Annotated in this window: 23 protein-coding genes; 14 read left to right on the top strand and 9 right to left on the bottom strand. The window is 71.7% G+C overall.

Annotated elements, in window-relative coordinates; translation table 11 throughout:
• Positions 1-159 precede the first annotated feature (159 nt).
• From AB0F89_RS35885 to AB0F89_RS35865, 5 genes are all read left to right on the top strand, one after another.
• A complete protein-coding gene (locus AB0F89_RS35885) occupies positions 160-1,872 on the top strand; it encodes a DEAD/DEAH box helicase (RefSeq protein WP_367130696.1) in 1,713 nt (570 codons plus the stop codon).
• Positions 1,873-2,051: 179 nt separating this feature from the next.
• Positions 2,052-3,194 carry a substrate-binding domain-containing protein gene (locus AB0F89_RS35880; RefSeq protein ID WP_367130694.1) on the top strand — a complete coding sequence of 381 codons (1,143 nt, stop codon included), beginning with the start codon at positions 2,052-2,054 and terminating at the stop codon, positions 3,192-3,194.
• A gap of 118 nt (positions 3,195-3,312) precedes the next feature.
• Positions 3,313-4,086, top strand: coding sequence for an ATP-binding cassette domain-containing protein (locus AB0F89_RS35875; RefSeq protein ID WP_367130692.1), 774 nt, complete (start codon positions 3,313-3,315; stop codon positions 4,084-4,086).
• Between the two features lie 35 nt (positions 4,087-4,121).
• Positions 4,122-5,549, top strand: a complete 1,428-nt coding sequence (locus AB0F89_RS35870) for a sugar ABC transporter permease (RefSeq protein ID WP_367130690.1) — start codon at positions 4,122-4,124, stop codon at positions 5,547-5,549.
• Position 5,550: 1 nt separating this feature from the next.
• On the top strand, positions 5,551-6,723 hold the full coding sequence (locus tag AB0F89_RS35865) for an ROK family protein (protein WP_367130688.1): 1,173 nt from the start codon (positions 5,551-5,553) through the stop codon (positions 6,721-6,723).
• Positions 6,724-6,868: 145 nt separating this feature from the next.
• Here the strand turns inward: AB0F89_RS35865 and AB0F89_RS35860 are convergent, their stop codons facing one another.
• The 4 genes from AB0F89_RS35860 to ppgK all read right to left on the bottom strand — a co-directional run bounded on the left by AB0F89_RS35860 (position 6,869) and on the right by ppgK (position 11,375).
• Positions 6,869-7,048: a hypothetical protein gene (locus tag AB0F89_RS35860; RefSeq protein WP_015800348.1), complete on the bottom strand. Its 180-nt coding sequence runs from the start codon at positions 7,046-7,048 to the stop codon at positions 6,869-6,871.
• A gap of 403 nt (positions 7,049-7,451) precedes the next feature.
• Positions 7,452-8,945 (bottom strand): vanadium-dependent haloperoxidase, encoded by a 1,494-nt coding sequence (locus AB0F89_RS35855; protein ID WP_367130685.1) that lies wholly within the window; start codon positions 8,943-8,945, stop codon positions 7,452-7,454.
• A gap of 169 nt (positions 8,946-9,114) precedes the next feature.
• Positions 9,115-10,416, bottom strand: coding sequence for an RNA polymerase sigma factor (locus AB0F89_RS35850; protein ID WP_073895301.1), 1,302 nt, complete (start codon positions 10,414-10,416; stop codon positions 9,115-9,117).
• Positions 10,417-10,613: 197 nt separating this feature from the next.
• On the bottom strand, positions 10,614-11,375 hold the full coding sequence (gene ppgK, locus AB0F89_RS35845; RefSeq protein ID WP_367130683.1) for a polyphosphate--glucose phosphotransferase: 762 nt from the start codon (positions 11,373-11,375) through the stop codon (positions 10,614-10,616).
• A 95-nt stretch (positions 11,376-11,470) separates the two neighbouring features.
• Here ppgK and AB0F89_RS35840 point away from each other — a divergent pair, with 95 nt between their 5' ends.
• Entirely contained in the window at positions 11,471-12,271 is an 801-nt protein-coding gene (locus tag AB0F89_RS35840; RefSeq protein ID WP_367130681.1) for an inositol monophosphatase family protein, read from the top strand.
• 135 nt (positions 12,272-12,406) lie between these two features.
• Here AB0F89_RS35840 and cei read toward each other — a convergent pair whose 3' ends face one another.
• A complete protein-coding gene (cei, locus tag AB0F89_RS35835) occupies positions 12,407-13,126 on the bottom strand; it encodes an envelope integrity protein Cei (RefSeq protein WP_367130679.1) in 720 nt (239 codons plus the stop codon).
• 430 nt (positions 13,127-13,556) lie between these two features.
• Between cei and AB0F89_RS35830 the strand changes: the two genes are divergently transcribed.
• Positions 13,557-13,856 carry a DUF4193 domain-containing protein gene (locus tag AB0F89_RS35830; protein WP_053717171.1) on the top strand — a complete coding sequence of 100 codons (300 nt, stop codon included), beginning with the start codon at positions 13,557-13,559 and terminating at the stop codon, positions 13,854-13,856.
• A gap of 146 nt (positions 13,857-14,002) precedes the next feature.
• On the opposite strand, the gene AB0F89_RS35825 is transcribed toward AB0F89_RS35830, so the two are convergent.
• A complete protein-coding gene (locus tag AB0F89_RS35825; protein ID WP_367130677.1) occupies positions 14,003-14,467 on the bottom strand; it encodes a DUF3093 domain-containing protein in 465 nt (154 codons plus the stop codon).
• A gap of 24 nt (positions 14,468-14,491) precedes the next feature.
• Here AB0F89_RS35825 and dut point away from each other — a divergent pair, with 24 nt between their 5' ends.
• Together dut and AB0F89_RS35815 are read left to right on the top strand one after the other, a co-directional pair.
• Positions 14,492-14,959, top strand: a complete 468-nt coding sequence (gene dut, locus AB0F89_RS35820; RefSeq protein WP_367130675.1) for a dUTP diphosphatase — start codon at positions 14,492-14,494, stop codon at positions 14,957-14,959.
• A 5-nt stretch (positions 14,960-14,964) separates the two neighbouring features.
• Positions 14,965-15,594 (top strand): DUF3710 domain-containing protein, encoded by a 630-nt coding sequence (locus AB0F89_RS35815; RefSeq protein WP_367130673.1) that lies wholly within the window; start codon positions 14,965-14,967, stop codon positions 15,592-15,594.
• Here the strand turns inward: AB0F89_RS35815 and AB0F89_RS35810 are convergent.
• Positions 15,591-16,280 carry an alpha/beta fold hydrolase gene (locus AB0F89_RS35810; protein ID WP_367130672.1) on the bottom strand — a complete coding sequence of 230 codons (690 nt, stop codon included), beginning with the start codon at positions 16,278-16,280 and terminating at the stop codon, positions 15,591-15,593. The genes AB0F89_RS35815 and AB0F89_RS35810 overlap by 4 nt on opposite strands.
• A gap of 106 nt (positions 16,281-16,386) precedes the next feature.
• On the opposite strand from AB0F89_RS35810, the gene AB0F89_RS35805 reads away from it, so the two are divergent.
• On the top strand, positions 16,387-16,764 hold the full coding sequence (locus tag AB0F89_RS35805; RefSeq protein WP_367130670.1) for an OB-fold nucleic acid binding domain-containing protein: 378 nt from the start codon (positions 16,387-16,389) through the stop codon (positions 16,762-16,764).
• Positions 16,761-17,531 (top strand): DUF3159 domain-containing protein, encoded by a 771-nt coding sequence (locus AB0F89_RS35800; protein WP_367130668.1) that lies wholly within the window; start codon positions 16,761-16,763, stop codon positions 17,529-17,531. The genes AB0F89_RS35805 and AB0F89_RS35800 overlap by 4 nt, the downstream gene beginning before the upstream one ends.
• 226 nt (positions 17,532-17,757) lie before the next feature.
• Here AB0F89_RS35800 and AB0F89_RS35795 read toward each other — a convergent pair whose 3' ends face one another.
• Together AB0F89_RS35795 and AB0F89_RS35790 are read right to left on the bottom strand one after the other, a co-directional pair.
• Complete coding sequence (locus AB0F89_RS35795; protein ID WP_367130666.1) at positions 17,758-18,414, bottom strand: TrkA family potassium uptake protein; 657 nt, start codon at positions 18,412-18,414, stop codon at positions 17,758-17,760.
• On the bottom strand, positions 18,415-19,077 hold the full coding sequence (locus AB0F89_RS35790) for a TrkA family potassium uptake protein (RefSeq protein WP_367130664.1): 663 nt from the start codon (positions 19,075-19,077) through the stop codon (positions 18,415-18,417).
• An 82-nt stretch (positions 19,078-19,159) separates the two neighbouring features.
• Here AB0F89_RS35790 and AB0F89_RS35785 point away from each other — a divergent pair, with 82 nt between their 5' ends.
• The 3 genes from AB0F89_RS35785 to dxs all read left to right on the top strand — a co-directional run bounded on the left by AB0F89_RS35785 (position 19,160) and on the right by dxs (position 24,377).
• Positions 19,160-21,175, top strand: a complete 2,016-nt coding sequence (locus AB0F89_RS35785; protein WP_367130662.1) for an APC family permease — start codon at positions 19,160-19,162, stop codon at positions 21,173-21,175.
• The gene (locus AB0F89_RS35780) at positions 21,172-22,401 is read left to right on the top strand and encodes a class I SAM-dependent RNA methyltransferase (RefSeq protein WP_367130660.1); all 1,230 of its coding nucleotides are present in this window, start codon (positions 21,172-21,174) and stop codon (positions 22,399-22,401) included. Before AB0F89_RS35785 ends, AB0F89_RS35780 begins: the two co-directional genes overlap by 4 nt.
• Positions 22,402-22,475: 74 nt before the next feature.
• A complete protein-coding gene (gene dxs / locus AB0F89_RS35775; RefSeq protein WP_367130658.1) occupies positions 22,476-24,377 on the top strand; it encodes a 1-deoxy-D-xylulose-5-phosphate synthase in 1,902 nt (633 codons plus the stop codon).
• Positions 24,378-24,552: the final 175 nt, after the last annotated feature.

Below are 24,552 nucleotides of genomic sequence, written 5' to 3'. Positions count from 1 at the left end.
GATTTCGCGGCATCGGAGCCCGTGGGCCGCGAGCGCAGCGGGTAGGCTGTCGATGCCCTCGACGGTCAACCGCACCGAGGGCATTTGCGTGTCCACCGCCGCAGCACCACCGCCGCGCGGCCGTGGCGCCGCCGCCGACCAGCGCAGGAGGGTTCGAGGTTGTCGCAACCGCAGGCTGTCGCGACCCGTCCCCTCCGCGCCTGGCAGCGCCGCGCGCTGACCAAGTACCTGGCCGCGAAGCCCAAGGACTTCCTGGCCGTCGCCACGCCCGGCGCGGGCAAGACGACGTTCGGCCTGCGGGTCGCGGCCGAGCTGCTGGCCGACCGCACGATCGAGGCCGTCACCATCGTCACGCCGACCGAGCACCTGAAGCACCAGTGGGCGAAGGCGGCGGCCGAGGCGGGCATCGCGATCGACTCGAACTTCCGCAACACCATGGCGGTCACCTCCCGCGACTACCACGGCGTCGCCCTGACCTACGCCCAGGTGGCCGCGCACCCGATGCTGCACCGGGTCCGCACGGAGAACCGCAAGACGCTGGTCCTGCTCGACGAGATCCACCACGGCGGCGACGCCAAGTCGTGGGGCGACGCGATCCGCGAGGCGTTCACGCCCGCCGTGCGCCGGCTGTGCCTGACCGGGACGCCGTTCCGCTCGGACGACTCGCCGATCCCGTTCGTCAGCTACGAGCCGGGCCCGGACGGCGTGCAGCGCAGCCGCTCCGACCACTCCTACGGCTACTCCGACGCGCTGCGCGACGGCGTGGTCCGCCCGGTGATCTTCCTGGCCTACTCGGGCGAGGCGCAGTGGCGCACGAGCGCCGGCGAGGAGTTCTCCGCCCGGCTCGGCGAGCCGCTGACCCAGGAGCAGACGGCGCGGGCGTGGCGCGTGGCGCTCGACCCGACGGGGGAGTGGATGCCGTCGGTGCTCAAGGCCGCCGACATGCGCCTGACCCAGCTGCGCCAGGGCGGCATCCCGGACGCGGGCGGCCTGGTGATCGCGACCGACCAGACCGTGGCCAAGGCGTACGCGGAGATCCTGAAGCGGCACACGGGCCACGACGCGACCCTGGTGCTCTCCGACGACCCGAAGGCGTCCGGCCGGATCGCCGAGTTCGCCGCGACGACGGAGCGGTGGATGATCGCGGTCCGGATGGTGTCCGAGGGCGTCGACGTGCCCCGGCTGGCCGTCGGCGTGTACGCCACCAGCGCCTCGACGCCCCTGTTCTTCGCCCAGGCCGTCGGCCGGTTCGTGCGGGCCCGGGCCAAGGGCGAGACGGCCAGCGTGTTCCTGCCCAGCGTGCCGGTCCTGCTCGGGCTGGCCAGCGAGCTGGAGCAGCAGCGCGACCACGTGCTCGGCAAGCCGCACCGGGAGAAGGACGGCTGGGACGACGAGCTGCTGTCCCAGGCCAACCAGGTCAAGGACGAGCCGGGCGAGGAGGAGCGGGCGTTCACCGCCCTCGGCGCGTCGGCCGAGCTCGACCAGGTGATCTACGACGGCTCGTCGTTCGGCACGGCCGCGTTCGCGGGCAGCGACGAGGAGCAGGAGTACCTGGGGCTGCCCGGCCTGCTGGAGCCGGACCAGGTGCGCGCGCTGCTGCGGCAGCGGCAGGAGAAGCAGCTGGTCGAGGCCAGCAAGCGCCAGGTCGCCGCGCCGCCGCCGCCCGCGCCCGTGCGCGCCGCCGGCGTGCAGGAGCGGCTGGCCCAGTTGCGCAAGGAGCTCAACACCCTGGTGGCCATGCACCACCACCGCACCAAGAAGCCGCACGGCAAGATCCACAACCAGCTGCGCGAGTACTGCGGCGGCCCGCCGACGGCGATGGCCAGCATCGAACAGCTCGAAGAGCGGATCGCCACCCTGCGCTCCTGGTGACGTTCGTTGTGACCGGAAGTAGCCGGCTACTGCATTGGACGTAGTCAGATGTCCGTTCGGTTACCTCCTCGTTAGCGCATCGTGTTCACTTGACCGGTCAAGTGTGCTTCCGGTCACCGCATGTCACGGCATACGTTGTGCGCCACAACATTTACGCTCCTGCGTGAAAGGGATGGCGGATGCGCAGCAAGAGCCTCGCTCTCATCGCCCTTGGCACCGGCCTCGCCGTTGCCATGACGGCATGTGGCGCCAACACGTCCGGCGGTGGCACCGACACCGGCGCCTCGGACACCAACACGAACAGCGGCTCGGGCGGCGCGAAGGTCGGCGTCATCCTCCCCGAGACCGCCAGCTCCGCGCGCTGGGAGGGCTTCGACAAGCCGCTCCTGAAGAAGGCGCTGGAGGCCGAGGGCCTCCAGGCGGACATCCAGAACGCCCAGGGCGACGTGCAGAAGTTCTCCACGCTCGCCGACGGCATGATCAACGCCGGCGTCAAGGTGCTGATCATCGCCACGCCGAACAGCGAGATCGGCGCGACCGTGGCCAAGAAGGCCGAGGCGCAGGGCATCCCGGTCATCGACTACGACCGGCTGAACCTGGGCGGCAGCTCGAAGTACTACGTCTCGTTCGACAACGAGAAGGTCGGCGAGCTCCAGGGCCAGGGCCTGGTCCAGGGCCTGGCCGCGCTGGCGCCGGACAAGAAGCCCGCCGAGGTCATCGAGATCGAGGGCGCCCCGACCGACAACAACGCCACCCTGTTCTACAACGGCCAGCAGAAGGTGCTGAAGCCGAAGTACGAGGCGGGCGACTTCAAGCTGGTCCAGTCCCAGCCGATCGACAACTGGGACAACCAGAAGGGCGGCACCACCTTCGAGCAGATCCTCACCGGCAACGGCCAGAAGGTGGACGGCGTCGTCGCCGCCAACGACGGCCTCGCCGGCGCGGTCATCACCGTGCTGAAGAAGTACGGCCTCAACGGCAAGGTCCCGGTCACCGGCCAGGACGCCACCCCGGAGGGCCTGCAGGCCATCCTGCGCGGCGACCAGTTCATGACCGTGTTCAAGCCGATCAACGAGCAGGCGGACGCGACCGCCAAGCTGGCCGCGGCGCTGGCCAAGAACGACACGGCCGCCGCCGACGCGCTGGCCACCGGTGTCACCAAGGACACCAAGGGCAACCGCGACGTCAAGTCGGTCCTGCTGCCCGCGCAGCTGATCACCAAGGACAAGGTCAAGACGGTCGTGGACGCGGGCTTCGTCAAGGCGACGGAGATCTGCGGCGGCGACCTGGCCGCGGTCTGCACCGAGCTCGGCATCAAGTAGTCACAGGCTCGCGCCGGGGCGGGGTGTGGGAGACGCACCCCGCCTCGGCGCGCCCACCGCCGGGTGGGCACCTGAGCCAGGGTTAGACCCCTCAGACGGGTTAGACGGAGGAATTCCAGTGAGCGAGCCGATCCTCGAGCTGCGCGGCATCAACAAGAGTTTCGGTCCCGTGCACGTCCTGCACGACATCGACTTCGCCGTTCACCCCGGCCAGGTCACCGCCCTCGTCGGCGACAACGGCGCGGGCAAGTCGACGCTGGTCAAGTGCATCGCGGGCATCCACCCGACCGACTCCGGCCAGGTGGTGTTCGACGGCCGGGAGGTGAACATCCACGGGCCGCGCGACGCCGCGCACCTCGGCATCGAGGTCGTCTACCAGGACCTCGCGCTGTGCGACAACCTCGACATCGTGCAGAACATGTTCCTGGGCCGCGAGCGCGGCAAGCTGGGCATGCTCGACGAGGCGGACATGGAGCAGGCCGCCCGCAAGACGCTGACCTCGCTGTCGGTCCGCACGGTCAAGTCGGTGCGCACGCAGGTCGCGTCGCTGTCCGGCGGCCAGCGGCAGACCGTGGCGATCGCCAAGGCCGTGCTGTGGAACAGCAAGGTCGTGCTGCTGGACGAGCCGACCGCGGCGCTGGGCGTCGCGCAGACCCGCCAGGTCCTCGACCTGGTGCGCCGGTTGGCCGAGCAGGGCCTGGGCGTGGTGCTGATCAGCCACAACATGAACGACGTGTTCGAGGTCGCGGACCGCATCGCGTGCCTCTACCTGGGTCGGATGGCCGCCGAGGTCAACACCAAGGACGTCACCCACGGCCAGGTGGTCGAGCTGATCACCGCGGGCCGCTCCGGCGACCTGGGCATCGCCCGCCCCGAATCCGCGACCATCTGATGCCGCGCCAAGCTCCCCACGACGAGGAACGCAGCATGACCAACACCACCAGCGAGACCACCCCGGACTCACCCCAGGGCGCGATCTCCGACTTCGGCATCGACACCACCTCCCAGTCCACCGGCGAGGCGGTCCGCGACTACGTCGCCCGGTTGCGCGGCGGCGAACTCGGTTCCCTGCCCGCGCTGCTCGGCCTGGTCGTGCTGCTGATCGTGTTCAGCTCGCTCGCCGACAGCTTCCTGACGCTGGGCAACATCGCCAACCTGCTCGCGCAGGGCGCGAGCGTCGTCATCATCGCCATGGGCCTGGTGTTCGTCCTGCTCCTGGGTGAGATCGACCTGTCCGCCGGCACCGCGTCCGGCGTCACCGCCTCGGTGATGGCGCTGCACCTGATCAAGGGCGGCAACCTGCTCGGCGGCATGGGCGACACCGTCTTCTACCTCTTCTGCGGCCTGCTGGCGCTGGCCGCCGTGCTCGCCGTGCTCATGCGCATCTGGGCCGGCGCCGCCATGTCGCTGATCGCGCTAGCCATCGCGCTGATCGGCGTGCCCGCCAACCCGTGGGTCGAGATGCTGCTGGCCGTCTGCGTCGGCACCGCGATCGGCTGCATCACCGGCTTCCTCGTCGCCCGCGTCGGCATCCCGTCGTTCGTCGTGACCCTCGCGCTGTTCCTGGCCTGGGGCGGCGTGATCCTCCAGTTCATCGGCGAGGGCGGCACGCTCGGCCTGCGCGACGACGTCCTGTTCAACGTCGCCAACGGCAACCTGGACACCGCGGGCTCGTGGATCCTCTTCGCCCTGGCCGCCGGCGGGTACGCCGCCGTCGTGCTCGGCCGGCACTTCAGCAGGCTGCGCCGCGGCCTGGTCGCGTCGCCGACCCCGATGGTGCTGATCAAGGTCGGCGCGGTCGTGGTGCTGGCCGCGGCGGCCACCTACGCGTTGACGCTCAACCGCTCCCAGAGCAGCCTCGTCGTCATCACCGGCGTCCCGTACGTGGTGCCGATCGTGCTGGTGCTGCTGGTCGTCGGCACGTTCGTGCTGGAGCGCACCAGCTACGGCAGGCACGTCTACGCGGTCGGCGGCAACCAGGAAGCGGCCCGCCGCGCCGGCATCAACGTGGCGCAGATCCGGATGAGCGTGTTCGTGATCGCCTCCTCCCTGGCGGCCGTCGGCGCGATCGTCTACTCGTCGAAGGTCGGTTCGGTCGACCCGAACGCCGGTGGCGGCAACACGCTGCTCATGGCGGTCGGCGCGGCCGTCATCGGTGGCACGTCGCTGTTCGGCGGCAAGGGCAAGCTGCGCGACGCGGTCATCGGTGGCGCGGTGCTGGCGACCATCCAGAACGGCATGGGCCTGCTCAACCAGCCCGCCGCGGTCGTGTTCATCGTGACCGGCCTGGTGCTGCTGCTGGCCGCGAGCGTCGACGCGCTGTCCCGCCGCCGGGCGGCGTCCGCCGCCCGCTGACGTGAGCACACCGACCGCGGGAGCCCGACCCGACGAGGTACGCCGGCACAACCGGACGGCGCTGCTGCGCCGGTTGCACGTGGACGGACCGTCCACCAGGGCGTCGCTGGCGGCTGAGCTGGGCCTCAACCGCAGCACGATCAAGGCCCTGGTGGACGGCTTGGCCGAGTCCGGCGTGGTGGCCGAACGGGTGCCCGCGCAGCGCTCCGGCGCGGGCCGGCCGTCCCTGCTGGTGCTGCCGCAGCCGAACGCGGCCGTGGTGATGGCCATCGACATCCGCGTCGAGCAGGTGGCGATGGCCATGGTCGGCCTCGGCGGCGACATCCTCGGCCGGGACTCGTGGAACCTGCACCACCGGTCCCGCGACCCCGGCGAGGTGATCACGCACGTCGCCGACTCGGCCAAGCTGCTGGCCGACGAGCTCGACGTGCGGGCGGTCGGTGTCGGCGTGTCCGTGCCCGGCGTGGTCCGCCGCGCCGACGGCCTCGTGCACGAGGCGCCCAACCTGCACTGGACCGACGTGGCGCTGGGCGAGCGGCTGTCGTCGGTGCTCAAGGTCCCCGTCCAGGTCGGCAACGACGCCGAGCTGGGCGCGCTGGCCGAGCACGTGCGCGGCGCGGCCCGCGACTCGTCCGACATGGTCTACATCTCCGCCGACGTCGGCATCGGCGGCGGCGTGATCTCCAGCGGGCAGCCGCTGCGCGGCACCGGCGGCTACGTCGGCGAGCTGGGGCACATGGTGGTGCGCCCCGGCGGCCGGCGCTGCTACTGCGGCTGCCAGGGCTGCTGGGAGACCGAGGTGGGGGAGGCGGCGCTGTGCCGCGCCCTGGCCCTGCCCGAGGACGCGCCGCGCGGCACCGTGGTGGCGGAGCTGCGGTCGCTGGCCGGGTCGCCGGACAGCGTCGCGCACCGGCTCGGCGAGTTCACCGAGTGGCTGGCCATGGGGCTGATCACCGTGGTGAACATGCTCGGCCCGGAGCTGGTGGTGCTGGGGGACCTGTTCACGGCGCTGCCGGAAACGCTGGTGGACCAGCTGCGCGCCGCCGTGCAGCGGCGGTCGCTGGTGTCGCGGGCCGTCGGCGGGACCAGGATCGTCAAGTCGCCCCTCGGCCGGGACGCCAAGCTCGTGGGCGCCGCCGAACTGGCCTTCGAGCCGGTCCTGGGCGAGGTCTGACCCCGCGCCGAGCCCGCGCCGACGAGCCCCGCGCCGCCGTCGAAGCGGTGCGACTGCCCCGGAAGATGAGGGGGGCGGGGATCCTCGTCGGATCCCCGCCCCGGACGGCTAGGGTGCTACGAGTCCCCGCCGGGACTCGTGGTGTTCAGCCCTGCTGCAGCTCGGCAGCGAGTTCGCGCAGCTTGGTGCTGTGCTCACGGGCGTGGTGCCCGCAGAACAGCAACTCGCCCCCGGAGGGGAGCACGGCGCGAACCTGGGCAGCAGCCCCGCAGCGGTCGCAGCGGTCGGCAGCGGTCAACGCGGGGCGGGTGAGCGTCGTAGTCATGGAAATCTCCCTCCGTCCCGGCACCGGGGATCGGTGCCCTCACACCTAGCTGCGACCACCTCGCATCTGGCGGGTGCGCCGTGTTCGCTGCTTCCACTCTTGCAGACGCACGGGCGTAAGTCAGTGTTCCCTGGGCCGTGGCGACCCGCGTCACTCCTGATTTACCCGGCGCCGGGGTTGTCGGAACCTGGGATTTCCAGCCGATCGAACGGCGGCCGCTCACGTTCCGCTGTCGCCGCAACGGTTTCCCGACCTGCGGATACGGCGTTCGACGCACGATCACTGCTCCAGAAGGTGGGTGTCGGACGGGCCGTCCTGTGACCGGTAACACTTTGGTCAGCCCAGAGCGAACACGGACCCGAATTCCACGATCCGGACGTGACCCGTCCACTTCACCACCCGTTCAGATGGTGACCCGCCGCCCGTCGAACCGGGTCAGGCCGAACGACGCGTCCTCGTGGTTGACCCGGACGTGGTCGCGCAGCACCCCGATGCCGACCGCCTCGCCGAGCAGCACGGCCTCGGTGAAGTCGCTCCGCCAGTGCACGCCCGCCATGTTCCGGGCGGTCGGGATGTTCGAGCCCACCTTGTCCAGCTCGCCACCCACGGTGAGCACGTCGCCACCCTCGTACGGCTCCAGGCCGGTGCCGTCGGCGTTGACCACCACCGGGTCCGGCAGCACCCACGACTCGTCGAACCACGCCTTCAGCACCGTGACGCACGCGCCGGCCACCGTCGCGTGACCCGAGCCGTACGACGGGTGCGTCGGCGAGCCCTCCGGGAACGCCTGCGGCAGCAGGTAGGACCCGTGCCGCTCGTGGGTCAGCTCGACCGCCTCCGAGTCCAGCACCTCCCGGTCGATCATGCCGTAGTCCCGCAGGCCGGACAGGTGCGCGTGGACCCGCCCGCCGAACGCCTCCGGCCGCAACCTGCGGTGCACGTGCCACTTCTGGAACCAGGCCGCCTTCAACGCCCGCGTCGCCACCTCCGTCACCAGGGACAGCAGGTGCGGCGCGCCGTACGTGCCGAAGCCGACCTGGTTGGCCGAGTGCCGGTACGGGTTGCCGTTGTCGAACGGCGCGCCCAGGTCGAGCAGGATCAGCGCGGCGTTGAGGTAAGCCTCGTACAGCGCGTCGAAGTGCACGTAGTTCGTCAGGTCGCGGGCGTTGCGCGGGTAGCGGCGGTTGTCGTGGTCCCGCTCGATGCCGGGCGCCGCGGCGCCCTCCTGCACGGCGCGCCACGCGTCGAAGTCGGTCAGGTAGTCGCAGTCCGGCCGCACGGTGTCGTGCAGCTGGGGCACCCGCAGCGTGCCGTACTGGATGTCCCGCAGCAGGAACTGCGACAGGAACGGCCCGCGCAGGTCGCCGCGGGTGTCGCCGCGGAAGATCGTGGCCGGCGTGACCAGGCCGTCGACCTTCGGCGCCCGGTAGTCGCCCAACCGCGACAGCTCCGCCGCCGCCCGCGCGATCAGCGGGTGCCCGTCGTACTCGGTGAACGGCACGTCCCTGGTCAGCGCCATCCAGTACAGCTCGACCGCCTCGGCCGAGTTGCGCGGGCTGTCCAGGCGCGGCGCGGGCGGGATGGTCAGCGACCGCGGGTGCGGGCCCTCGACGTCGCGCGCGAGCCCGGACTGCGGGTTGACGAGCTTGACCTCGCCGCCCAGCGGCACCCGTTCGAAGTCCTCGGGCCGCCCGGTGGACAGCGCCCTCAGCAGCGTGTTGTACGCCTCCGGCCGGACCTCGCCGACCTCGTCGTGCGGGAGGCCCTTGCCGTAGTTGGCGACGTGCGGGTAGTCGCCCTCCTCGCCGTTGTTCGCGTGCTCCGGCCACGGCTGCCGGTCCACCGCGTCCGGCGCGTCCAGGCGCGAACGGCGTGCTTCAGTGCGGCTTCCAGTCATGGTGTTCCCCCTGTGCCGGCGCGTCCCCTGTGCCGCCCCCCGGCGGCTGCGCCACTACCAGGACACCACGGAGAGTGAGGAAGGGCATCACCTGACCAGGTGAAAAAGTCAGGGCCCCTCGGCTGTTCAGCCGAGGGGCCCTGACCTGGAGTGATCTTCAGCCTGGGTATCAGTCCAGGTAGTCGCGCAGCACCTGCGACCGCGACGGGTGCCGCAGCTTCGACATCGTCTTCGACTCGATCTGCCGGATCCGCTCGCGCGTCACGCCGTAGACCTGGCCGATCTCGTCCAGCGTGCGCGGCTGGCCGTCGGTGAGGCCGAACCGCAGCCGCACCACGCCCGCCTCGCGCTCGGACAACGTCGCCAGCACCGACTGGAGCTGGTCCTGCAGCAGGGTGAACGACACCGCGTCCACCGCCACCACGGCCTCGGAGTCCTCGATGAAGTCACCGAGCTGGCTGTCGCCCTCGTCGCCGATCGTCTGGTCGAGCGAGATGGGCTCCCGGGCGTACTGCTGGATCTCCAGCACCTTCTCCGGGGTGATGTCCATCTCCTTGGCCAACTCCTCCGGGGTGGGCTCGCGGCCCAGGTCCTGGAGCAGTTCGCGCTGGATGCGACCCAGCTTGTTGATGACCTCGACCATGTGCACCGGGATGCGGATGGTGCGGGCCTGGTCGGCCATCGCGCGGGTGATCGCCTGGCGGATCCACCACGTCGCGTACGTGGAGAACTTGTAGCCCTTGGTGTAGTCGAACTTCTCGACCGCGCGGATCAGGCCGAGGTTGCCCTCCTGGATCAGGTCCAGGAACGCCATGCCGCGACCGGTGTAGCGCTTGGCCAGCGACACCACCAGGCGGAGGTTCGCCTCCAGCAGGTGGTTCTTGGCCCGCTCGCCGTCCCGCACGATCCACCGCAGGTCGCGGCGCATCTGCGGGGTCAGCTTCTCCTGCTCGTCCTCGGCCCGGCGGACCCGCTCGGCGGCGTAGAGGCCGGCCTCGATGCGCTTGGCGAGCTCGACCTCCTCCTCCGCGTTGAGCAGGGCGACCTTGCCGATCTGCTTCAGGTAGGCGCGGACCGAGTCGGCCGAGGCGGTCAGCTCGGCGTCCTTGCGGGCCTGCCGCAGGGCCTCCGACTCCTCCTCGTCCCAGACGAAGTCGCCCTCGCCGGGCTTGGCCTCCTCCTCGGCGGGCTCCTCCTCGACCGGCTCGTCGATCAGCTCGACGTCGTCGACGAGGTCTTCGGCGTCCGGCGCGCCTTCGAGGTCTTCGGGCTCCTCGCCGTCCTTCTTGACCTTGCCGGGCGCGGCAGCGGCGGCCTTGGCGGCCGTCTTGCGCGGCGCCCGCGTGGCCGTCTTCCCCGCCGCGGCGGTCTTCGCCGCCGGCTTCTTCGCCGGGGCCTTCCTCGCCGAGGTGGCCTTGGGCGTCTCCTCGGCGTCAGCCTGAGCTGCCTGAGTCGTCTTCGCGGCTGCCACGTACGCCCTTTCGCGACTGTCGATCAAGGACGACCGAAGGGCGCGAACCTCGGTCGCCTGAGTACGGGGGATCCCCCGCCGGATCGTTCGTCAGCGGGGCACCGTTCCATTGTAACGACGAGAATCGCGTGCCGTTGCGCCCCGGCGTCATCCGAGGTGGTCCGGCACGCGTTCTCGCAGGTGGAACGCTGCGCAAATCAGTGCTGGAGGCCCTGCGCGGCGGCGACCGCGGCCCCGACGATGCCCGCGTCGTTCTTCAGCGCGGCGGCCACCACCTCGGTGCGCACCTCCAGCAGCGGCAGCCACTTCTCGGCCTTCTTGCTGACACCGCCGCCCGCGATCACCAGGTCGGGCCAGATCAGGTTCTCCAGCACGGAGATGTACCTGGAGACGCGGGGCGTCCACTCGGCCCAGCTCAGGCCCTTGTCCTCCTTCACCGAGGCCGCCGCGCGCTTCTCCGCGTCGTGGCCGTCGACCTCCAGGTGGCCGAACTCGGTGTTCGGGACGAGCTTGCCGTCCAGGAACAGGGCGCTGCCGATGCCGGTGCCGAACGTCAGCAGCACCACCAGGCCGTCCCGGTCGACACCGGAACCGAACCGCATCTCGGCGATCCCGGCCGCGTCGGCGTCGTTCAGCACGACGACCTGGTCCTTGGGCCGGCCGAGGCGGTCGGCGAACAGCTGGGCGGCGTCGGTGCCGATCCACGCCTTGTCGACGTTGGCGGCGGACAGCGAGACGCCGTGCTTGATCACGCACGGCAGCGTGACGCCGACGGGGCCCTCCCAGTTGAACTTCTCGACGATCTCGGCGACCACGTCGGCGACCGCGTCCGGGGTCGACGGCTGGGGTGTGGTGATGCGCAGCCGCTCACCGTCCAGCGCCCCCGCTTCGAGGTCCACGAGCCCGCCCTTGATGCCGGAACCGCCGATGTCCACGCCGAACCCGCGGGTCATGCCCATCCCCGTGGCCCTTCCTACTCGATTCAGTAACCGTGGCCGCAGACATTAGCCTGCAGTTCTCCGATAGTCCCGTGAGAGTGACGCAGGAGGAACAGTTGCGTTTCGATCCCCGCTCATTGGTCGAAGTCGCCGTGCTCGTGGCCCGCGAGGCCGGTGAGCTGGCCGTGGCCACCCGCGCGGCCGCCGTGACCGATGTGGACACCAAGAGCAGCGCCACCGACGTGGTGACCGCGGCCGACCGCGCGTCCGAGCAGCTGGTCCGGCGGCGGCTCGCCGAGCTGCGGCCGGGCGAGCCGGTGATCGGGGAGGAGGAGGGCGGCAGCGCCGCCGTCGAGGGCCTGACCTGGGTCGTCGACCCGATCGACGGCACCGTGAACTACCTCTACGACATCCCGCACTACGCCGTCTCGGTCGCCGCGCAGGTCGACGGCGAGTCCGTGGCGGGCGCCGTGGTGGAGCCGGTGAGCGGCCGGGTGTGGACGGCGGCGCGCGGCGGCGGGGCGTGGCTGGACGGCCGGCGGCTCGCGGTGTCGAACGCCACCCGGTTGGACCTGTCCCTCCTGGGTTACGGCTTCGCCTACCGACCGGAGCGCCGGCAGCGCCAGGCGGAGGCGTGGGCGGGGCTCGCGACGAGGGTTCGGGACATGCGGCGGGCCGGTGCGGCCTCGCTGGACCTGTGCGCCGTGGCGGCCGGGCGGTTGGACGCCTACGCCGAGCACACCCTGGGCCGGTGGGACTGGGCGGCGGGCGCGCTGCTGGCCCGTGAGGCGGGCGCCGTCGTCCACCTGCCGGGTGAAGCCCCGGAGCTGGGCGCCGACGCCACCTTCGCCGCCGCCCCGGGCATCGCCGACGCCCTCTTCACCGCCCTGGTCGACTGCGGCTTCGCCAAGGTCTGACCCGCGAGTCGAACGTTCGCGTCCCGCGTGTCGAACCTCCAGGACCCCCGAGTTCGTCATTCCGAATGACGAACTCGGGGGTCCTGAGCGTTCGACTCGCGGGTGCCGGGCGTTCGACTCGCGCGGGTGCGGGGGTCAGCAGCGGACGTCGCGGGCGGCCTTGAGGTGGTCGGCGTTCAGCGACAGCGCCGTCGAGCCCTCCGCCGCCTGACCGCCCTGCTGCTCGGGCTGCTGCGCCGCCCACTCCGCCAGCTGGTCGAGCACCTTGCGGGCGTCGCTGTTCGGCTTCACCTCGCTGAACTTCTGCCCGATCGCCACGTCCACCGTCGCGTCCTGGCGCTCGTCGCGCACCAGCTCCAGGCACGGCTCCACCAGGCTCAACGTCCGCGCCGCGCCGGCGCCGGGCGCGCCGAACCGGATCTGGCCGCGGCAGCCCATGTCCTGCGCCGGGTACACCGGGTCGTTGTCCGGCTCCGCGGCCTGCTTCATGCCCAGCTCTTCCAGCGTCGTCGCGACGAACCGCGCCTGGTTGCGCTGGGTGCTCGCGTTGAACACGCGGAACTGCACCTGGGCGACGGGCACCGGGTCGGTCCGGTCCAGCGCGTCGTGCCCCAGCACCGACCCCAGCCGCGGCTGCGGCTCGGCCGCCGGCGCCACCGGAGCGCCCGCCGAGGGCAACGGCACCCCGCCGGGCGCGTTGCACCTGATCGCCGCGTCCACGTCGCCCTCGTCCGACAACACGCGGTTCCAGACCACCACCGCTGTCGCGGCGAGCACCAGGAACAGCACGAGCGCCGGCCACGGCCGCCGCTTCCGGTACCGCGACGACCCGCTGCTCCCCGTACCGGGTCCCACGTCCGTCGACCTCCCCTGGCCCAGTGCTGACAGTGATCAGGCTATTCCGCGTCCCGCGGCCCCGCGCCCCGGGCCGGGGCGTAGCGGGCCGCAATCACCCGGTCGCGGACGGTCAACGCCCTGGTCGGGCAGCGCAGCACGGGAGCACCGGGTGGGTGACGCGTGTCCCAGCCTATCGGGCCAGCGTGCGGAGGGCCTGTCACCCGTCTGCTCAATTAGGGGGAACCCGCTGCACGACCCCCCGATCAATGAGCTACCCTCTCGGCGCTCCGCGCACCGCCGGACACCTGAAAGCGTCGACGAACAGGGGGTTGGCGCCCGGCAGCACGAGCGAGACCTCCGTCACTGGGGACGGGGGGCACAAAAAGGGGCGCTGGTGCGTTAACCAGCGACACGAACAGTCTCCGTTGACCGCAGGGGTGAAAGAAGTATGGCGACCGACTACGACGCACCGCGTCGCAGCGAGGCGGACGAACTCGCTGAGGACTCCCTCGAGGAGCTGAAGGCGCGGCGCAATGAAACGCAGTCCGGGGTCGTCGACATCGACGAGGACGCGACCGCCGAGAACTTCGAGCTGCCGGGCGCCGACCTGTCCGGTGAGGAGCTGACGTTCAAGGTCCTGCCGAAGCAGGCGGACGAGTTCACGTGCTCCAAGTGCTTCCTGGTGCACCACCGCAGCAGGCTGGCCGAGGAAGTCAACGGCCAGTACATCTGCCGCGACTGCGCCTGAGGCACGACCGGCACGAGCCGACCCGACACCGATCCACCGACCACACCTACGACCAGACCTGGGCGCTCACCCCACCGCCGGGGTGGCGCCCAGTCGCCGTTGACCGGTCCCCGCCCAGGACGGCGCGATTCACCTGATGAGGTGATTCACCGCGCGCGCAGCAGCTCCGCCAGCTCCTCCGCCGACCGCACGCTGAACAGCCAGTAGGGCGTCGGGTCGGCGGGGTCCCGCAGCTGCACCCGGACCATCGGCCCGACCCAGCCCCGGTGCGCGACGTACGCCATCGGGTCCAGGTCCGGCCCCATCGCCTTGCGCTTGGACTTCGCGTCGAACACCTCGACCTCGCCGAGCAGGTCCAGCGGCACGTGCGCCGCGCCGACCCGCAGCTCGCCGCCGGACACCTCGACCTTCACCGAACCCAGCCGGACCAGCAGCAGCGCCGCCAGCGGCACCGTGATGAGGTACGGCAGCCACGACCGCACGCCGGGGAAGCCCATGTGGATCTCGGCGGCCAGCAGCGCGGCCGCGGCCAGCGGCAGCGGCCAACCCCACCAGGGCACGTACAACCGCTCGCGGAACGCGGTCGGGGCGGTCACAGCACTCTCGCTCACGCCACCAGGGTAGTCTCGCGCGCCGTGCCCAGCGTCGAGGTCCTGCTGTCCCGGCTCGATCCTGCCGTCCCACCCCCGGCCTACGCCCGTCCGGGTGATGCCGGCGCGGACCTGGTGACGACCACCGACGTGGTGATCGAACCGGGGGAGCGCGCCGTGGTCGGGACGGGCGTCGCCATCGCGCTGCCCGAGGGGTACGCGGGGTTCGTGCACCCGCGTTCCGGCCTCGCCGCGCGCGTGGGCCTGAGCGTGGTCAACACGCCGGGCACGATCGACGCGGGCTACCGGGGCGAGATCAGGGTGTGCCTGGTGAACCACGACCTGCGCGAGCCCGTGGTGCTGTCGCGCGGTGACCGGATCGCCCAGCTCGTGGTGCAGAAGGTGGAGCACGCGGTGTTCCGCGAAGTCGACGAGCTGCCCGACTCCGTGCGGGGCGCGGGCGGCTACGGCTCTACAGGCGGGCACGACGTGCTCGCCCGGACGGAGGGGTGAAGGCGATGTTCGGAAAGCGCCGCAAGCGCGGTAGGCACTCCGCGAACCGGGGGACGGCGCAACCCGAGGTCGAGTTCGGCGGCGCCGGGGAGGCCGAGGACGGGCCGTTCGACTCCACCCAGGCCCCCGCCGACGGCCTGAACCGGCTGGACCTCGGTTCGATCCGGCTGCCCGTGCCCGAGGGCGCGCAGCTGCAGGTCGAGATGGACCCGGCGGGCGCGGTCCGGGCGGTGCACCTGCTCACGACCGTCGGCCAGCTCACCGTCAGCGCGTTCGCGGCGCCGAAGTCCGACCGGCTGTGGCCGGAGGTCAGCGGCGAGATGATCGCCCAGTTCAAGTCCGACGGCTTCCGCATCCTGCGGGAGAACGGCGAGTGGGGCGAGGAGATCACCGCCCGCAACAACGAGGTGCACCTGCGCGTGGTCGGCGTGGACGGCCCTCGGTGGATGCTGCGCGGCATCGCGGCGGCGCCGACGGAGGAGCTGAGCGCCAAGGCGACCGACGCCCTGTACGCGTTGCTGCGGGACACGGTCGTGGTGCGCGGCGAGCAGGCGATGCCGGTGCGCACCGCGCTGCCGATCGAGCTGCCGGAGGCGATCGCCCGGCACATCCAGGCCCAGCAGCAGCAGGGCTAGACCGCTGGGGGCGTCGAGCCGGAGGCTTCGAGGTAGGCGGTGAGCGCGGCGCGGCCCAGGGACTCCCGGTCCGCGCCCAACGCCGCCAACGTCGTCGTGCGCAGAGCGGCACGAGGCAACGCCTCGACCCACGTCCGGGCTACACCCAACGGGTGAATGGGGTCGTCGGTGCAGGCCGCGACCCCCACCGGCGCCGCCAGCCCGGCCAGCTCGGCCGGCGTCGGCGACACCGACCCGGCGGCCTCCCGCAGCGCGTGCGCCAACCGCGTCCCGTACCGGGGCCACGCCCGTCGCAGCTCATCGCCCAGCCACCCGTCGACCCCGGTCAGCGCGGCCTCGACGCCCGCCGACTCCACCACCGCCGCGCTGGCCAGCGCGGCCAGGGCCGCCGGCGCGCCGTCCGCCGGGCCGTGCCACGCGGGCAGCGCCACCAGCAGGCCCGCGCACCGCTCGGGGTGCCGGACCGCCCACGCCGCCGCCACTTGCGCGCCCAGCGAGACACCGCCGACGACCAGCGGTGTCCCGGTCCAGGCGGCGTCCAGCGCGGCGAGGTGCCCGGCCACGTCCCGGGACGCGGGCGCCACCAGGTCGAACCCGGCCCCGGCCAGCGGGCGGGCGAACACCGAGGAGACGAAGACCTCGTCGGACGCGGTGCCCGGCAGCAGAACGGCGGGTGACGACTCCATGACGTCAGATCCTCCCCCAGTCGGATACCCGACCGGGTGCACCCGGTTACGCTGGCTGTTGGACGGGCTTCGCTGTCGAGGCCCCACGCATTTCCAGGAGTCGGGGATGACTGGTACTGGGGGTGGCTACTGGCGCCGCCTCGTGCGTCGGCTGACCACCGACGTGAGCGAGTTGGACGCCGACGACCTGTCCCGAAAAGCCGTGGCCGTCGGGGCCGTCCGCGCGTGCGACTGTCAGTCCGGTCAGGAGGTGACGGTGTTGGGCAGGCTGCGCAGCGTCGAGCTGTGCCCGCGTGACGCCGCCGCCACGTTGGAGGCGGAGTTGTACGACGGCACCGAGGGCGTGACGCTGGTCTGGCTGGGACGTCGCCGGATCGCGGGCATCGAGCCGGGGCGCACGATCAAGGCCAAGGGCCGGATCGCGGTGCGCGACGGGCGCAAGGTGCTCTACAACCCCTACTACGAGCTGCAGAACGCTTCATGACCCAGAAGAACGAGTCCGAGAAGCAGCCCACCATGCTGGAGCAGATGGGCGGCGTCAGCGGCCTGGTCTTCTCCTCGCTGCCGGTCGTGGTGTTCGTGCTGGTCAACGCGTTCGCCGGGCTGATGCCCGCGATCTGGAGCGCGCTGGCGTCGGCGGTCGTGATCGGCATCGTGCTGGCCATGCGCAAGGGGTCCGTGCAGCCGGCCGTGTCGGCGGTCTTCGGCGTCGGCATCGCCGCGTTCATCGCCTACCGGACGGGCGACGCCAAGGGCTTCTTCCTGTTCGGCATCTGGCAGAGCCTCGTCTACGGCGGCGTGTTCCTGGCCTCGATCCTGGTCAGGTGGCCGCTGGCGGGCGTGATCTGGTCGTTCCTCAACGGCCAGGGCTCGTCGTGGCGGCAGGACAAGGCCAGCGTGCGCGACTACGACATCGCCACGCTCGTGTGGGCCCTGGTCTTCGGCGCCCGCTTCGTGGTGCAGCGGTGGCTGTACGACGAGGCCTCGGTGGGCTGGCTGGCCGCCGCCCGCCTGGCCATGGGCTACCCGCTGATGGCGATCGCGCTGGTCGCCACGGTCTGGGCGGTGCGCCGCTCGGACAAGCGCCTCAAGGCGGCACTGGCCAAGGAGGAAGAGGAGAACGCGGCCGCCGAAGCCCGCCTCCGCGCCCAAGCCGCCGCCGACCAGGAGGGCGAGCCGGACATCTACCGGCAGATGCTCGACACCTCGACCGAGCAACGCCCCCAACCAGCCCGCGCCGACGAGCACTAGCCGCCGGGCTCCGTAACGCTCCGGGCCGCCGAGCACCGACCGCCGACCCTGAACGCCCCGAACCGAGAGCGCTCCGACCCAGGAGCACTCCGGCCTCAGAGCACTCCGGCCTCAGAGCACTCCGGCCTCAGAACGCTCCGCAGGGGTCCCCGCCCAGGGGACCCCTGCTTCTATTCAACCGCCCGGCACCGACAAAAACGGCCCTTCGGGCCCAGCCGACCGCGGGTCAGTAGCCCAGGGCCGAGCGGATCTCCTGTTCCACGTCCGCCGCCGCCACGAACAGCAGCTCGTCCCCGCCCTCCAGCGTGTCGTCCGGCGTGGGCACGATCACCCGGCCGCCGCGCAGGATGGTCACCAGGGCCGCGTCGCGCGGCAGCGCCAGGCCGTTGACCGGGGAGCCCGCCAGCGGGGTGTCGCCGGGGAGGGTGATCTCGACCAGGTTCGCCTGGCCCTGGCGCAACGTCATCAGCCGGACCACGTCCCCGATCGTCACGGCCTCCTCCACCAGCGCGGACAGGATGCGCGGCGTCGAGACGGCCACGTCCACGCCCCACGAGGTGGTGAACAGCCACTCGTTGGCCGGGTCGTTCACCCGCGCCACCACGCGCCGCACCGCGAACTCGGTCTTGGCCAGCAGCGACACGACCAGGTTGACCTTGTCGTCACCGGTGGCCGCGATGACCACGTCGCACAGCTGCATCCCCGCGTCCTCCAACGAGGACAGCTCGCACGCGTCCGCCTGCACCCACTCCGCCTGCTCGACGGTGTGCGGCTCGAAGTGGTTCCGGTCCCGCTCGATCAGCATCACCTGGTGCCCGTCGGACACCAGCTCCGCCGCGATGGACCGACCCACCGCGCCGGCACCCGCAATCGCGATCCGCACTCAGCTCTCCTCGGGCGCGTGGGCCGCCGCGGCGGCCACATCGGTCACGGTGCCGGACAGGGCGGCCACGTACACCTGGTCGTCCTCCTGCAGCACGGTCTTCGAGTCGGGCAGCACGCCGGTCCCGAACCGCATCACGAACGCGACCCGGCACCCGGTGGCCTCCTCCAGGTCGCGCACCGTCCGCCCGACCCAGTCCTCGTGCAGCTCCAGCGGCAGCACGGCGACGCTGCCCGACGGGTCGCGCCACGCCGTCGCGGTGCCCTCGGGCAGCAGCATCCGCAGGAACCGGTCGGTCGACCACGGCACGGTCGCCACGGTCGGGATGCCCAGCCGCTCGTACACCGCGGCGCGCTTCTCGTCGTAGATCCGCGCGACCACCGCCTCCACCCCGAACGTCTCCCGCGCCACCCTGGCCGAGATGATGTTGGAGTTGTCGCCGCTGGACACGGCCGCGAACGCGCCCGCCCGCTCGATCCCCGCCTCGATGAGAACCCGCTGGTCGAAGCCGTTGCCGACCACCTGCTGGCCGTGGAAGTCCGAGCCGAGCCTGCGGAACGACTGGGCGTCCTTGTCGATCACCGACACCTGGTGGTCCAGGCGCTCCAGAGCCTTGGCCAGGGACGAGCCCACCCGGCCGCAACCCATGATCACCACGTGCACGAAAGCCTCCTGAACGACGCTTACGCAGAACCTACTCACGATTACTCCGACCAGGGGACCTGACCCCTTACGCTGTCGACCCGTGTCCAAGCTCGCAACCGCGGCCAAGCGCCTGCTGGTCGGCAGGCCGTTCCGCAGCGACCGGCTAGCCCACACCCTCCTGCCCAAGCGCATCGCCCTGCCCGTGTTCGCCTCGGACGCGATGTCGAGCGTGGCCTACGCGCCCGAGGAGATCTTCCTCGTGCTGTCGGTCGCCGGTCTGTCCGCCTATGCGGTGGCGCCGTGGGTCGGCGTCGTGGTCGTCATCGTGATGCTGACGGTCGTGGCGAGCTACCGGCAGAACGTGCACGCCTACCCCTCCGGCGGCGGCGACTACGAGGTCACCACGGTCAACCTGGGCCGCAGGGCGGGCCTGACGGTGGCGAGCGCCCTGCTCGTGGACTACATCCTCACGGTCGCGGTCTCGATCTCCTCCGCCGCGGCGAACATCGGGTCGGCCATCCCGTTCGTCGCCACCCACAAGGTCGAGTTCGCGGTCGCCGCGATCGTCGTCCTCACCGCGATCAACCTGCGCGGCATCCGCGAGTCCGGCAGCGCGTTCGCCATCCCGACCTACGCGTTCATGGTCGGCGTCGTCCTGATGATCGCCTACGGCCTGTTCCGCGGCCTCGTCCTCGGCGACGAGATGCGCGCCGAGAGCGCGGGCCTCGAACTGCGCGCCGAGGACGACCACCTGGTCGGCCTGGCGTTCGTGTTCCTCGTGCTGCGCGCCTTCTCGTCCGGCTGCGCGGCGCTGACCGGTGTGGAGGCGATCAGCAACGGCGTGCCGGCGTTCCGCAAGCCGAAGTCGCGCAACGCGGCGACCACGCTGCTGATGATGGGCCTGATCGCGGTCGTGATGCTGATGGGCCTGATCGTGCTGGCCCAGCTCACCGGCGTGAAGATGGCCTCCGACCCGGCGCACCAGCTGGTCGACGCGCCACCGGGCTACGAGCAGAAGACGATGGTCGCCCAGATCGCGGGCGCGGTGTTCGACGGCTTCCCGGTCGGCTTCTTCTTCATCACGACCGTCACCGCGCTGATCCTGGTGCTGGCCGCGAACACCGCGTTCAACGGCTTCCCGGTGCTCGGCTCGATCCTCGCCCAGGACCGCTACCTGCCGCGCCAGCTGCACACCCGCGGCGACCGGCTGGCGTTCAGCAACGGCATCGTCTTCCTCGCGGGCGCGGCGATCGTGCTGGTCATCGCGTTCGACGCGGAGGTCACCAAGCTCATCCAGCTCTACATCGTGGGCGTGTTCGTGTCGTTCACGATGAGCCAGACCGGCATGATCCGGCACTGGAACCGGCTGCTGGCGAAGGAGACCGACCCGGTGGCCCGCCGCCGGATGCGCCGCTCGCAGGCGATCAACTCGTTCGGCCTGGCCATGACGGCGTCCGTGCTGGTCGTGGTGCTGATCACGAAGTTCACCCACGGCGCGTGGATCGCCATCGCCGCGATGGCCGCCCTCTACGCCCTGATGACGGCGATCCGCAGGCACTACGACCGGGTCGCCGAGGAGCTGCGCCAGCAGGAGCGGCAGAAGCTGCTGCCCGCCCGCAACCACGCCATGGTGCTGGTCTCGAAGCTGCACATGCCGACCCTGCGCGCCCTGGCCTACGCCAAGGCGACCCGGCCGGACATGCTCGAAGCCGTCACCGTGAACGTGGACGACGGCGACACCCGGCGCCTGGTGCGGGACTGGGAGAAGGAGAACTTCAAGGTGCCGCTGAAGGTGATCGAGTCGCCCTACCGCGAGATCACCAAACCGGTCCTGGACTACGTCAAGCGGGTCCGCACGGACAACCCGCGCGACGTCGTCACGGTGTTCATCCCGGAGTACGTGGTCGGCCACTGGTGGGAGCAGTTCCTGCACAACCAGAGCGCGCTGCGGCTCAAGGGCAGGCTCCTGTTCCAACCCGGGGTGATGGTGACCAGCGTGCCGTGGCAGCTGGCCTCATCCTCGAAGGTGACCGACAACGACGACGTCGTCGCGCCCGGCGCCATCCGGCGCGGTCTGGACAAGCGCGGCGGAGAGGATCAGGGGAACCGCAGGTGACGGCGACCTGGAAGCAGCGGTTGATCGAGGTCGAGGTCGGGGCGGTCGCCCACGGCGGGCACTGCGTCGCCCGGCACGAGGGCCGCGTGGTCTTCGTCCGGCACGCGCTGCCCGGCGAACGGGTCGTGGTCCGGATCACCGAGGACACCGGCGGCTCGTTCTGCCGGGGTGACGCCGTCGAGGTGCTGCAGGCGTCACCGGACCGCGTCGAGCCGCCGTGCCCGTTCGCCGGGCCGGGGCTGTGCGGCGGCTGCGACTGGCAGCACGCGTCCTGGCAGGCCCAGCGCGAGCTGAAGGCCGCCGTGGTCGCCGAGCAGCTGCTCCGGCTGGCCAAGCTCGACTGGGAGGTCATCGTCGAGGACCTGCCCGGCGGACCGGAGGACTGGCGCACCAGGGTCCGGATGGCCGTGGGACCGGACGGCCGCGCCGGGTTCCGCGCCCACCGCAGCCACCGGGTCGTCCCGGTGGACCACTGCGTCATCGCCGCGCCCGGCGCGCTGGACGGCGTCGTGGACCGCACCTGGCCGCCCAAGTCCGAGCTGGTGATCACCCGGGACGCGGGCGCGCAGGTGCACCTGACCGAGATCGGGCCGCCGGTGGTGCGGCGCGGCCGTCCCGTGCCCGGACCGTCCCGGCGGCGCGCGGGCAGCGGCACGGCGACCGAACTGGCCGCGCACCGGACGTGGAACCTGCGCGCGGACGGCTTCTGGCAGGTCCACCCGGCCGCCGCGGACACGTTCGCCCAGGTCGTCGGCGACTGGGCGGACTGCCGGCCGGGCGACCACGCCTGGGACCTCTACGGCGGGGTCGGGCTGTTCGCGTCCGTGCTGGCCGAGCAGGTCGGCGCCACCGGGTCGGTCGCCGTGGTCGAGTCGTCGGACCGGGCGGTCCAGGACGGCAGGCTCAACCTGTCCGACCAACCGCAGGTCAGCTGGCACTCCGGCCGCACCGAGGCGGTGCTCGGGTCGCCCGCGTTCACCGAGCGGTCACCCGACGTCGTGGTGCTCGACCCGCCGCGCAAGGGCGCGGGCAAGGACGTGGTCACCGCGATCGCCCGCAGCCGACCCTCCCGTGTGGTTTACGTCGCGTGCGACCCGGCTGCCCTGGCCCGCGACATCGCCGCGTTCACCCAGCACGGTTACGAGTTGGTGCAGCTCAGGGCATTCGACGCGTTCCCGATGACGCACCACGTCGAGTGCGTCGCGCTGTTGCGGCCCGCTCGCTGAGCGGCGTCTCAGCCTGTGGTCCGTAGACTGACCGGCGGAATCGGGGAGCAGAACCACAGGGCGAGGTGGAGCTAGTGACGCTGCTGGAATCCGTGCACGGACCGGCGGATCTGAAACGGCTGGGGGCCGAGGAGCTGGTCCGGCTGGCGGAGGAGATCCGGCGCTTCCTGGTCGACAAGGTCTCCCGGACCGGCGGCCACCTCGGGCCGAACCTGGGCGTGGTCGAGCTGACCATGGCCGTGCACCGGGTCTTCGACTCGCCGCACGACTCGATCGTGTTCGACACCGGTCACCAGAGCTACGTGCACAAGATCCTCACCGGTCGCCGCGACGGGTTCGACACGCTGCGCCAGAAGGGCGGCCTGTCCGGCTACCCGTCGCGGTCCGAGAGCGAGCACGACGTCGAGGAGAACAGCCACGCCTCGACCGCCCTGTCCTACGCCGACGGCCTGGCCAAGGCCTACCAGCTCGGCGGGCAGCGCCGGCACGTCGTCGCGGTCGTCGGCGACGGCGCGCTGACCGGCGGCATGTGCTGGGAGGCGTTGAACAACATCGCCTCCGGCGTCGACCGGTCCGTGGTCATCGTGGTCAACGACAACGGCCGCTCGTACTCGCCCACCATCGGCGGCCTGGCCGACCACCTGTCGTCGCTGCGCCTGCAACCCGGTTACGAGCGCGCCCTGGAACGCGGCAAGAACGCCCTCCAGGGCACCCCGTTCGTCGGCAAGCCCGTCTACGCGGCCCTGCACGCGGCCAAGCGCGGCATCAAGGACGCGCTGAGCCCGCAGGCCATGTTCGAAGACCTCGGCCTGAAGTACATCGGCCCCGTCGACGGCCACGACCACGCGGTGCTGGAGTCCGCGCTGCGGCGCGCCAAGTCGTTCGGCGGACCGGTCATCGTGCACACCGTCACCCGCAAGGGCAACGGCTTCGCGCCCGCCGAGAACCACGAAGCCGACCAGATGCACGCCACCGGCATCATCGACCCCATCACCGGCGAGAACATCGGCCCGTCCAAGCGCACGTGGACCCACGTGTTCGCGGAGGAGCTGGCGGCGCTGGGCGGCGAGCGGCCCGACCTGGTCGCCATCACCGCCGCCATGCGCGGCCCGACGGGGCTGGACAAGTTCGCGGGCCTCTACCCGGAGCGCTGCTTCGACGTCGGCATCGCCGAGCAGCACGCCATGACCTCCGCCGCCGGCCTCGCCATGGGCGGCATGCACCCGGTGGTGGCCATCTACGCGACGTTCCTCAACCGGGCGTTCGACCAGCTGCTCATGGACGTCGCCATGCACAAGCAGGGCGTCACCGTCGTGCTCGACCGCGCCGGCATCACCGGTCCCGACGGCGCGTCCCACCACGGCATGTGGGACCTGTCGATCTGCGGCCTGATCCCCGGCATCCACGTCGCCGCGCCGCGTGACGCCGCGTCGCTGCGCGAGGAGCTGCGCGAGGCCGTCCGGATCTCCGATGCGCCGTCCGTGGTGCGCTACCCGAAGGCGTCGGTCGGGCCGGACCTGCCCGCGCTGGAGCGCGTCGGCGCGGTCGACGTGCTGCACCGGTCCGGCGAGGACGTGCTGCTGGTCACCGTCGGAGCGTTCGGCGAACTGGGCCTGGCCGCCGCGCAACGGCTGGCCGACCAGGGCATCGGCGTCACCGTGGTCGACCCGCGCTGGGTGTTCCCGGTGCCCGCGGACCTGGTCGCGATGGCCGCCGGGCACCGGCTCGTCGTCACCGTCGAGGACGGCGGCCGGCACGGCGGCTTCGGCTGGGCGCTGGCCGCGGCGCTGCGCGACGCGTCGGTGGACACCCCGCTGCGCGACCTGGGCGTCCCGCAGGCGTTCCAGGAGCACGGCGAGCGCGCCGAGGTGCTGGCCGACGTCGGCCTGACCGCGCAGGACGTCTCCCGCCGCATCACCGAGTGGGTGGTGGCCGCCGCCGAGCCCGCGGAGGTCGGCGCGACCGCCGAGAAGTGAGCCGGACCCCGCGTCCCCGGTCGGCCACACCGGCGCCAGGCCCCGCGAGCCACGTGCTCCGGCCTCGGCGCCGCCCGACCGGGGCCGCGGCCCGCCCCGCGCGTGTCCTACCTCCCGACCGCGAGAGTCCTACGCTCGGAACGCGAGAGTCCTACGTCCAGGACACCCGAGTTCA

It is taken from the genome of Saccharothrix sp. HUAS TT1 (assembly GCF_040744945.1).
Lineage (GTDB): Bacteria > Actinomycetota > Actinomycetes > Mycobacteriales > Pseudonocardiaceae > Actinosynnema.
The sequence above is the reverse complement of the archived record's forward strand: the minus strand, read 5'-3'. Positions and strand labels throughout refer to the sequence as shown.

Coding starts and splice junctions, on each gene's coding strand:
- AB0F89_RS35880 (WP_367130694.1), top strand. CDS start 2,052: ATGCGCAGCAAGAGCCTCGCTCTCATCGCCCTTGGCACCGGCCTCGCC.
- AB0F89_RS35870 (WP_367130690.1), top strand. CDS start 4,122: ATGACCAACACCACCAGCGAGACCACCCCGGACTCACCCCAGGGCGCG.
- AB0F89_RS35860 (WP_015800348.1), bottom strand. CDS start 7,048: ATGACTACGACGCTCACCCGCCCCGCGTTGACCGCTGCCGACCGCTGC.
- AB0F89_RS35855 (WP_367130685.1), bottom strand. CDS start 8,945: ATGACTGGAAGCCGCACTGAAGCACGCCGTTCGCGCCTGGACGCGCCG.
- ppgK (WP_367130683.1), bottom strand. CDS start 11,375: ATGGGCATGACCCGCGGGTTCGGCGTGGACATCGGCGGTTCCGGCATC.
- AB0F89_RS35830 (WP_053717171.1), top strand. CDS start 13,557: ATGGCGACCGACTACGACGCACCGCGTCGCAGCGAGGCGGACGAACTC.
- AB0F89_RS35815 (WP_367130673.1), top strand. CDS start 14,965: ATGTTCGGAAAGCGCCGCAAGCGCGGTAGGCACTCCGCGAACCGGGGG.
- AB0F89_RS35810 (WP_367130672.1), bottom strand. CDS start 16,280: ATGGAGTCGTCACCCGCCGTTCTGCTGCCGGGCACCGCGTCCGACGAG.
- AB0F89_RS35805 (WP_367130670.1), top strand. CDS start 16,387: ATGACTGGTACTGGGGGTGGCTACTGGCGCCGCCTCGTGCGTCGGCTG.
- AB0F89_RS35800 (WP_367130668.1), top strand. CDS start 16,761: ATGACCCAGAAGAACGAGTCCGAGAAGCAGCCCACCATGCTGGAGCAG.